Origin of the sequence: Cognatundibacterium rivi (assembly GCF_018139565.1) — a bacterium.
Taxonomy (GTDB): Bacteria; Pseudomonadota; Gammaproteobacteria; order Burkholderiales; family Burkholderiaceae_D; genus Undibacterium; species Undibacterium rivi.
This window is the reverse complement of record NZ_JAGSPK010000002.1, coordinates 930,692-939,811: the sequence shown is the minus strand read 5'-3', so window position 1 is coordinate 939,811 and position 9,120 is coordinate 930,692. Positions and strand designations below refer to the sequence as shown.

Below are 9,120 nucleotides of genomic sequence, written 5' to 3'. Positions count from 1 at the left end.
ACGGCTTAGACGCACTCTGGAAAACAGGTGACTTCGTTGCCAAAGGCACACTGATCATCATGGTCATCATGTCCATGGGTAGCTGGTACATCCTGATCACTAAAATCATCGACCAGGTCAAACTCTCCGGCCAGGCCAAAGAAGCGGCTAAATTCTGGAAAGCTGCTTCCGTACAAGCCGGTTCCGCTGCACTCAAAGAAGGCAGCCCATTCCGCTTCATCGCTGACTCTGGTATCAAAGCCACAGAACACCATGAAGGCGCACTGCTGGAACAAATCGATCTGAACACCTGGGTGTCCATGTCCATCCAACGCGCTGTTGATAAAGTACAAAGCCGTCTGCAAGATGGTCTGGCCTTCCTGGCAACCGTTGGTTCTACTGCACCATTCGTTGGTCTGTTCGGTACAGTATGGGGTATTTACCATGCGTTGACAGCGATCGGTATGTCCGGTCAGGCGTCCATCGACAAAGTAGCAGGTCCTGTGGGTGAAGCGCTGATCATGACGGCGATTGGTCTGGCGGTTGCGGTTCCAGCGGTTCTGGGCTACAACTTCCTGGTTCGCCGCAACAAGAGCGCGATGGAAGAAGTCCGCTCCTTCGCAGGTGATCTGCACTCCGTCGTTCTGTCTGGCAGCATGAACAAAGTTGCCAAGAAATAAGACGGCACACCAGACACACAGTCACAAGCACTAACGACTCAAGTCACAACGCCGGTTGCCCAGCGCACCGGCGTGCAATCTGAAAGAGAACACACTATGGCAATGGCAATCGGCAACGATGGTGATGGCGAAGACGAAGTCAACAGCACCATCAACACCACCCCGCTGGTCGACGTCATGCTGGTCTTATTGATCATCTTCCTCATCACCACCCCGGTGATTACTGACACGGTCAAACTCAAGCTCCCGGCAGAACGCAACCAGATTTACAAAACCAAACCAGAAAACATCACCGTATCGATCAGCAAAGATGGTGACGTCTACTGGAATGGCGGCATGAAACCCCTGCCAGGCGGCACCGAAGGTTTGTTTGACAAACTCAAAGTTGAAGCCGTCAAAGTACCGCAACCGGAAGTCCATATTCGTGGCGACCAGAATGTGCGTTACGAATTCGTTGGCAAAACCATCCTGACCGCCCAGCGCGCCGGGATCACCAAGGTCGGGTTCGTGATCGAACCGCCACCACGGAATTAAGGAAAAGGACCAGATATGGGAATGCAAATAGGCTCAGGCAGCTCCTCCGCCGATCCTGAAGTGATGATCGAGATGAACATGACGCCGTTGATCGACGTCATGTTGGTGCTGATCATCATGCTCATCATCACGATCCCGATTCAGAATCACTCCGTGAATCTGAACATGCCGACCAATACTCCAAGTAAGCCAACGGAACCACCGGTGGTGATCAATATCGACGTTGACTTTGACGGTACGGTATTGTGGAACGGTGTGGCGGTCGCGAGCCGTAACGAACTCGAAGCGAAGCTGGGTGAAGTGGCGGCACAGCCAAATCAACCGGAAGTGCATCTGCGTCCGAACGCGGTGGTGCCATACAAATCGGTGGCTGCGGTAATGGCTTCGGCTCAGCGTCTTGGTGTGACCAAGATCGGTATGGTCGGCAATGAGCAGTTCTTGAAGTGATCCATATAAATCAAGCTCTGGACGCTTCAATGGTCAATTCTTGATGTATTATAAAAAACGGCAGGGGCATCCCTGCCTTTTTTCATATTTGCCAGAATGCGTACTTTCGGATCACGAAGATGTACCTTTCTGAGTTTATTTAATTTATTGATTGAGAGATCAACATATGAAGCAACTTCGCTTTTCTCGTATCGCTGTCATGTTCGCAGCAATCGGCTTTGCTGCCGTACCAGAATTAACCAATATCGCAGCTAATACTGCTTATGCACAGGAAGCAATGCGTCCTGAAATCGGTCGTATTGTGCAGGCGGCAGGTGAGTTGTTTAAGGCGAAGAAGTATAAAGACGCTTTGTCTAAGATTCATGAGGCTGATAGTGTCAGCGGTAAAACTGTCAATGAAAATTTTACGATTGAGCGTATGCGCTTGTCGATTGCGTCTGCTGCTGGCGATAACGATACTGTGATCCGCGCTGCCGAAACGATTATCGCAGCGGGTAAGTTGCCTTCAAAAGATCAGTTGCAGATGATACAGGTATTGGCAAATGCTTATTATAAATCAGGCAATTACTCCAAAGCTGCTCAATGGTATAACCGCTATTATGCCGATGGTGGTGCAGATCAGTCCTTGCGGCCTTACCTGATCCAGGCGATGAATCAAGGTGGTGACAGTGCTAAAGCGCTGAAAGAAGTAACCGCAGATCTGGCCGCAGATGAAAAAGCGGGCCGTACGCCTAGTCTGGCGAATCTGGAGTTCTATGCTGACGCCGCACGCAAACAAAAAGATATGGCAGGTTATTCCAGTGCGCTGGAAAAAATGGTCGCATATCATGGCAAAAAAGAATACTGGGTGAATTTGCTGAATAACGTTGAGCGCAAGCCAGGTTACTCTGCTCGTCTGAAGCTTGATTTGCTCCGTCTGAAACTGGCTTTGGGTCAGGTGACAAAAGCAAACGACTTCATGGATTTGTCTTTGATGGCAATTCAGGCTGGTTACCCTGCTGAGGCAACTAAAATTATCGAAGCAGGTTATAAGGCGGGCGCTCTAGGCACAGGCAATGATGCTGAGCGTCATAAGCGTTTGCGTGATATGGCAGCCAAGGCGCTTGATGAATCAAACAAAGGCGCGGCAGCCGCAGAAGCTGAAGCAAAACAAAGCAAAGATGGTAATGGCCTCGTTAGTCTGGGTTATGCCAGTGTCACCGCTGGTAAATTTGATCAGGGCCTGGCAATGATGGAAGAGGGCATTAAAAAAGGTTCTCTGAAAAATCCAGAAGACGCTAAATTGCATCTGGGTATCGCACAATTCCAGGCTGGTAAAAAAGCCAATGCGATCAAAACCTGGAAAACCGTGCAAGGCAACGACGGCACTTCAGATCTGGCGCGTTACTGGACCATTTACGCGAATCAGAAATAACTTATTTGTACTTTTAAAAAGGGGGCTGTGATCAGCCCCCTTTTTTTATTGACTCAGTCTTGCAGGTTTATCATGCGGCAATGATAACTGCGATTAACCGTGAGGCTTTCTGCCGCTTCTTGCATTCGCGACTAATGTTTTTCCACTTGATGCGACGGCCTTATTGCGATGTGCTTGCCTAGAGTGAGAGGCTACTGTCACGTGGCGGGATTTTGCGAGAACAGGAACTTGGATTTGCAAATTTTGTCCTGCGCTGACGTTATCGCGCTTCAGATTATTCCAATTCTTTAAATCGGCAACACTGACCTTGTAGCGCTGGGCGATACTATTCAGATTGTCTTTTTTGCCAACACGATAATGTAGCTGGCGCGTTGCAATTCCTTTTTCTATGACTAACTGAGCTTTGTCAGCAATCTCAGGCGATATATCCTGATCTGGGGCTTTTTCTGATTTGGGAACCAGTATGGTCGAGCCTGCTTTGACCAGCATGCTTGCCGGAATCATGTTCACTTCACGGATAAATTCTGGTTTGTGTCCAAGTTTATGTGCGAGGGACTCTATTTTTTCAGTTTTTGCGACGGTATAGGTGGACCAGCTGGACAGCGGGCCTTGCCATTTACTGAGGTTTTCCTTAAACAGCGTGGCATTGTCTGTCGGTAATAAAATCTTGGTGTTGCTGTTGCCAGTAATAACCGGGCGGTTGAATTGCGGGTTGAGCGCCGTGAACTCGTCCATTGGCAGCTCTGCCAGCTGCGCAGCAACGCGGACATCGATATCCCGGGTTTTTTCAACAGTCACAAAGTAAGGCTGATTCTCAAGCTTAGGCAGTGCAATATTAAATTGCTCAGGATGGCCTATGATGTTTTTGACCGCTTGTAACTTAGGTAGATAATTTCTTGTTTCCACTGGCATCAGTGCGGACATACTGTCGAAGTCCACCGGTAAGCCCAGCGCCTGCTGTTTTTTGATCGCGCGTTGAACCGAGCCTTCGCCCCAGTTATAGGCGGCAAGCGCAAGCTGCCAGTCTCCGAACATTCCGTACAGGCGTTCAAGATAATTCAATGCTGCGTCTGTTGAGTCCAGAACACCGCGGCGGTCATCCTTAAACATGTTTTGTTTAAGATTGAAATCTTTGCCGGTGGCGGCCATAAATTGCCACATACCGCTGGCTTTTGCGGTTGAAATCGCCTGCGGATTAAAGGCTGACTCGATGAATGGCAGCAACGCCAGTTCAGATGGCATGCCACGCTTTTCCAGCTCTTCAACGACATGGTACAGATAGCGCGATCCGCGCTGAACCGTACGCAAAATGTAGTCGGTTCGTGTGCTGTACCAGGTCAGTTGATTATCCACCAGCTTATTGCTCAGATCCGGTATTGCATAGCCAGCGCGTATACGCTCCCACAGATCGGCTTCCTGATTCGTGTAAACGAAAGGCGTGATTTCGGCCGGAGAACTGATTGCAGAGGGGGAAGTGTTGCGATTGATGCTGGCTTCTGGTGCGTTACTCAGAACAGCGAGTGAAGATGAATCTGCGTGACTGATATTAGGTAGTGCCCAGAACAGTAAGGCGGAAGCCGTAAAAGCAATCAGAGGGCGGGTTTGGTGTCGTAATCGTTTCATAGGCGGGATGATGTGCTCATCGACCATGGTCGACTTTGATAGAAGAATCGTAAGAGTGTACGCAAGGGCAGGCGGTTGCGTCAAGGGAAATGTCATTGCATTGACATTTTAAACCGCCTCGTAAGGTAGATGCGCGGAGTTGGCTTCTTAATGGCGCCACGTTAGGTATAACTTGAGTGAAGATGCGGCTTTTGTAATTGTTTGTGACTGTTTTTGTGATTCCTTTTTTAGCTCTTGTTGCGATGCGCAGACATGCTGAGCGCGGATGCAGAATCCGCGACGTTTATCTCGCCATTTATCCTACAATGTCAGCCTGTAAATTTCTGACCAGCTCTTTATGATTTCAATTAAAACAGGTTTGTCTTTGATCGTCGTGACGGTTTTGATGTCAATATCAGCGTACGCCACGGCGGATACGATGATTGAAAATGCAAATGGCTACACATTAAATCGTCAGCAAAAGTTGATCCGCTTTGATGCGCTTGTTTTTGATGATAGTGGAAAAATCACCGCGGTCGGGCATAGTAAAAAACTGACACGGCAATTTCCTCTGGCGCAGCGTATTAATCTGCACGGCAAAACCTTGTTGCCGGGGCTGATTGACGCACATGGGCATGTGCTGGCATTGGGGCACCATCAGGCAGAGTTAAGTTTGCGTGAGACAAGAACGTTGGCGCAAGCGCAGGAGCGCATCAGCGATTACGCACAACGCTTTCCGTCACAGCAATGGATACTTGGCGGTGAATGGAATCAGGTTAACTGGGGTTCGGGTCGATTTCCAACCGCACACGATATTGACGCCGTTGTCAGCGAGCGCCCGGTCTGGCTGAGTCGGGTGGATGGCCATGCTGCGTGGGCAAATAGTCGGGCGATGCAACTGGCCGGTATTGGCCGTGATACGCCTGATCCCGTCGGTGGCAAAATAGAGAAGGACGCACAGGGAAATCCCACCGGTATATTTATCGATAATGCGATGGAGTTGATCCGGACCGTCATACCTCCCGCCAGCGATGCCGACAATCGTATGGCGCTGGATGCCGCTTTACGCACATTTGCGCAGTCCGGCCTGACCAGCGTGCATGACGCCGGTGTGTCTGCTGAAGCTGATCGCTTATTCCGTGAGTACGCTGTGAACGACAGGCTCAGTGCGCGTATTTACGGCATGATCAGCGGCACCGATGATTTTTTTGAGCGTGTTTCCAAAGAGGGGCCTTTACTCAGCGATGGACAGGATCGCTATGCTTTGCGTGCCGTCAAATTGTTTGCCGATGGCGCGCTCGGTAGTCGTGGTGCAGCGCTGGCGGCGCCATATTCAGACGCGCCCGACACTTCTGGTCTGTTGTTTCAGACGACGCCAGTCATGGCGGCGATGATCAAGAAAGCGGCTGATAAAGGCTATCAGGTCAATGTGCATGCGATTGGTGACGCGGCCAATCGCCAGATACTGGATGGCTTCGCAGCTTTGCCTGCAGTTGCAAGGAAAGCCGCGCGGCACAGAATAGAACATGCGCAAGTCCTTGCTGTTGAGGATATTCCCCGTTTTAAAGAACTGAATATTATTCCATCTATGCAGCCGGTACATGCCACCTCAGACATGACGATGGCGGAACAAAGGGTGGGGCATGAGCGTATCAAGGGGGCGTACGCATGGCGACGCTATCTGAAGCAAGGATCGCAAATTGCCTGTGGTTCCGATTTTCCGGTCGAGTCAGCTAATCCATTCTGGGGGATGCACGCGGCAGTAACGCGCCGCAGCCGCGATGGCGAACCTTTGCAGGGCTGGTATGCGGAACAGGCAATGACACGGGTCGAAGCCTTCCGTTGCTTCACGCTGGATGCCGCGTATGCAGCCCATCAGGAAAACATTATCGGTAGTCTGGAGAAGGGGAAATGGGCAGATTTTATCGTTGTTGATCGGGATATATTCACCATCCCGGCTCAGCAGATGCATCAGATTCAGGTGGTGCAGACCTGGCTTGCAGGTAAAGTGGTTTATCAGAATGAAGCACCTTCTCTGAAATAAGCGCTTCGTCAGATCGGTTGCTATGTGAATCGTATGTTCAAACAGTGCGCCTGCACTCTTGCCGGGTGATGCGGCAGGAATGCAGGCATCGCTGATCAGGCACTCATGCAGAACACGTTCAGTTTATTGCCATCGAGGTCACGGAAATATCCGGCGTAAAATCCACTGTCTCCACGTGGACCTACTGCACCTTCATCTTTGCCGCCGAGTTCAATCGCTTTGTTGTAGACCGCGTCCACTTTTTCTTTTGAATCGACGATCAGTGCGACCATCACACCATTGCCGACCGTCGCTGCTTGCCCGTCATAGGGCTTGATAATACTCAGTCTGGCCTGATTCGGGCTATTGCCCCAGGCAATAAACTCTGGTGATTCCATCACGCGTTTAGCGCCGATGACCGCCAGTAAGTTGTCATAGAATTGTGCTGCACGTTCAAAGTTGTTCGTTCCCAGTGTGATGTAGCCGATCATATGTTCTCCTTTGTGTCATATCAGGCGCAGTGGCGCATGTTTTTATTGCATCATCATTGTGCCAGTAAAAATACAGAATTGTTGGGTCAGGTATGTTCTGACGCCAGATTAAATTGCAATGCAGCCAGTTTGGCATAGACACCACCTTGCGCAACCAGACTCGCATGGGTACCGGTTTCAACGATGCGACCATGTTCCATCACGATAATTTTATCGGCCCGCTGTACGGTTGCCAGGCGATGCGCAATAATCAGCGTGGTGCGGTCTTGCATCGCAACTTCCAGTGCCCCTTGCACCAGACGTTCTGATTCGGCATCCAGCGCGCTGGTGGCTTCGTCGAGCAATAATAAAGGTGGATTTTTCAGCAAGGCGCGAGCGATTGCGATCCGCTGCCGTTGGCCGCCCGACAAGCGCACGCCACGTTCACCGAGAAATGACTGATAGCCTTCCGGCAGCTTTTCTATGAATTCATGAGCTGCCGCCATTTTTGCGGCGGCCATCACTTCAGCATCGCTGGCATCGGCACGGCCATAGCGAATGTTGTCCATCGCATTCGCAGAAAAGATGATCGTTTCCTGCGGTACGACGCCAATGGCATTGCGTAAGGTGTGCAGATCGAGATCGCGGATATTCACTCCGTCGAGCTGGATTTCTCCGCTTTGCGGATCATAGAAACGCAGCAGCAATTGAAATAAAGTGGTTTTTCCTGCACCGGACGAACCAACGACCGCAATTGTTTGTCCGGCGGGAATATCCAGTGTGACGCCCGCAATCGAGGCAGTATCCGGGCGCGATGGATAATGAAAGCGGATGTCGCGTATCGATAAACTTGCGCCGCCCGTTTGCTTTACTGCACGTTGCGGTAAAGCACGCGGATGTGCCGGATTTTGTATCGGTGACTGTACTTCCATTAATTCCAGCAGGCGTTCAGTTGCGCCGGCAGCACGTTGCGCGTCGCCCATCACTTCTGATAAAGCGCCCAGCGCGCCAGCGACGATAGAGGCATACAGAATGAATTGTCCGAGTTCGCCGCCGCTCATCGTCCCGTTCATGACCGCACGGGCGCCCAGCCACAGCACAAAGACGATGGCACCGAACACCAGCAAAATCGCCATCATGGTCAGCAGCGAACGTGCGCGTGTGCGGCGCATGGCAGTGCCAAACGCGTTTTCGACCGAATCTGCAAAGCGTCGTGCTTCGATGTGTTCATGTGTGAATGCCTGCACAGTCGGCATCGCATTCAGAATTTCACCGGCGATGGCCGACGCATCAGCGATTTTGTCTTGTGAGTCACGCGAGAGCTTGCGGACCCTCCGCCCGAACAAAATAATCGGCAACACCACCAGTGCCAGCATCACGATGATGATGGACGAGAGTTTGATGCTGGTGATAAACAGCATCACCAATCCGCCGATAAACAACAGGACATTGCGCAAAGCCATAGAAATGCTGGTGCCGACCACCGTCTGTATCAGTGTGGTGTCGGTGGTCAGGCGCGACAAGACTTCGCCGGTTTGGGTCGTTTCAAAAAACTGCGGGCTCTGCGTGACCACATGCGAATACACCGCATTGCGGATATCGGCGGTGACACGTTCACCCAGCCACGACACCATGTAAAAGCGGGCCGCTGTCGCGATGCCAAGAACGCAGGCAACAGCAAACAGCGCGAGGAAGGTCAGATCCACATGCTCGATGTTGCCTTTTCCATTGTGACCAAAGCCCAGATCGATCATCTGCCGGAATGCTGCCGGAATTGCCAGCGTTGCGCAGGCAGCGACCAGTAAGGCGATACCGGCAAGAATGAACTGGCGCCGATAGGGGAGCAGGAAAGGGAGTAAGCCTTTCAGTGTGCTCAGGCTGCTGCGTTCCTTGGGGATGTCTGTGCTCATAATGAATATCGATGGTTGGATGATGGTTGGAGTGTATGCCCGATAGCGAAACAGCTACATG

At 51.2% G+C, this 9,120-nt stretch carries 8 protein-coding genes; 5 read left to right on the top strand and 3 right to left on the bottom strand.

Annotated elements, in window-relative coordinates; all coding sequences use genetic code 11:
• The 4 genes from KDM87_RS08670 to KDM87_RS08655 form a co-directional block, all read left to right on the top strand.
• Nucleotides 1-659: MotA/TolQ/ExbB proton channel family protein (locus KDM87_RS08670; RefSeq protein ID WP_230407639.1), on the top strand; the 659-nt coding region annotated here is incomplete at its 5' end.
• A gap of 96 nt (nucleotides 660-755) precedes the next feature.
• Entirely contained in the window at nucleotides 756-1,193 is a 438-nt protein-coding gene (locus KDM87_RS08665; RefSeq protein WP_186886253.1) for an ExbD/TolR family protein, read from the top strand.
• 15 nt (nucleotides 1,194-1,208) lie between these two features.
• Entirely contained in the window at nucleotides 1,209-1,640 is a 432-nt protein-coding gene (locus KDM87_RS08660; RefSeq protein ID WP_186898662.1) for an ExbD/TolR family protein, read from the top strand.
• A gap of 166 nt (nucleotides 1,641-1,806) precedes the next feature.
• The gene (locus KDM87_RS08655; RefSeq protein ID WP_212678652.1) at nucleotides 1,807-3,054 is read left to right on the top strand and encodes a tetratricopeptide repeat protein; all 1,248 of its coding nucleotides are present in this window, start codon (nucleotides 1,807-1,809) and stop codon (nucleotides 3,052-3,054) included.
• 93 nt (nucleotides 3,055-3,147) lie between these two features.
• Here the strand turns inward: KDM87_RS08655 and KDM87_RS08650 are convergent, their stop codons facing one another.
• Nucleotides 3,148-4,677 (bottom strand): transglycosylase SLT domain-containing protein, encoded by a 1,530-nt coding sequence (locus KDM87_RS08650; RefSeq protein ID WP_212678651.1) that lies wholly within the window; start codon nucleotides 4,675-4,677, stop codon nucleotides 3,148-3,150.
• Between the two features lie 418 nt (nucleotides 4,678-5,095).
• On the opposite strand from KDM87_RS08650, the gene KDM87_RS08645 reads away from it, so the two are divergent.
• Nucleotides 5,096-6,700, top strand: coding sequence for an amidohydrolase (locus tag KDM87_RS08645; RefSeq protein WP_329604913.1), 1,605 nt, complete (start codon nucleotides 5,096-5,098; stop codon nucleotides 6,698-6,700).
• A 95-nt stretch (nucleotides 6,701-6,795) separates the two neighbouring features.
• On the opposite strand, the gene KDM87_RS08640 is transcribed toward KDM87_RS08645, so the two are convergent.
• On the bottom strand, nucleotides 6,796-7,170 hold the full coding sequence (locus KDM87_RS08640; RefSeq protein WP_212678649.1) for a VOC family protein: 375 nt from the start codon (nucleotides 7,168-7,170) through the stop codon (nucleotides 6,796-6,798).
• Nucleotides 7,171-7,256: 86 nt separating this feature from the next.
• Complete coding sequence (locus KDM87_RS08635; protein WP_212678648.1) at nucleotides 7,257-9,059, bottom strand: ABC transporter transmembrane domain-containing protein; 1,803 nt, start codon at nucleotides 9,057-9,059, stop codon at nucleotides 7,257-7,259.
• Between the last annotated feature and the right edge of the window lie 61 nt (nucleotides 9,060-9,120).

Coding starts and splice junctions, on each gene's coding strand:
- KDM87_RS08640 (WP_212678649.1), bottom strand. CDS start 7,170: ATGATCGGCTACATCACACTGGGAACGAACAACTTTGAACGTGCAGCA.
- KDM87_RS08655 (WP_212678652.1), top strand. CDS start 1,807: ATGAAGCAACTTCGCTTTTCTCGTATCGCTGTCATGTTCGCAGCAATC.
- KDM87_RS08645 (WP_329604913.1), top strand. CDS start 5,096: ATGATTGAAAATGCAAATGGCTACACATTAAATCGTCAGCAAAAGTTG.
- KDM87_RS08660 (WP_186898662.1), top strand. CDS start 1,209: ATGGGAATGCAAATAGGCTCAGGCAGCTCCTCCGCCGATCCTGAAGTG.
- KDM87_RS08635 (WP_212678648.1), bottom strand. CDS start 9,059: ATGAGCACAGACATCCCCAAGGAACGCAGCAGCCTGAGCACACTGAAA.
- KDM87_RS08665 (WP_186886253.1), top strand. CDS start 756: ATGGCAATGGCAATCGGCAACGATGGTGATGGCGAAGACGAAGTCAAC.
- KDM87_RS08650 (WP_212678651.1), bottom strand. CDS start 4,677: ATGAAACGATTACGACACCAAACCCGCCCTCTGATTGCTTTTACGGCT.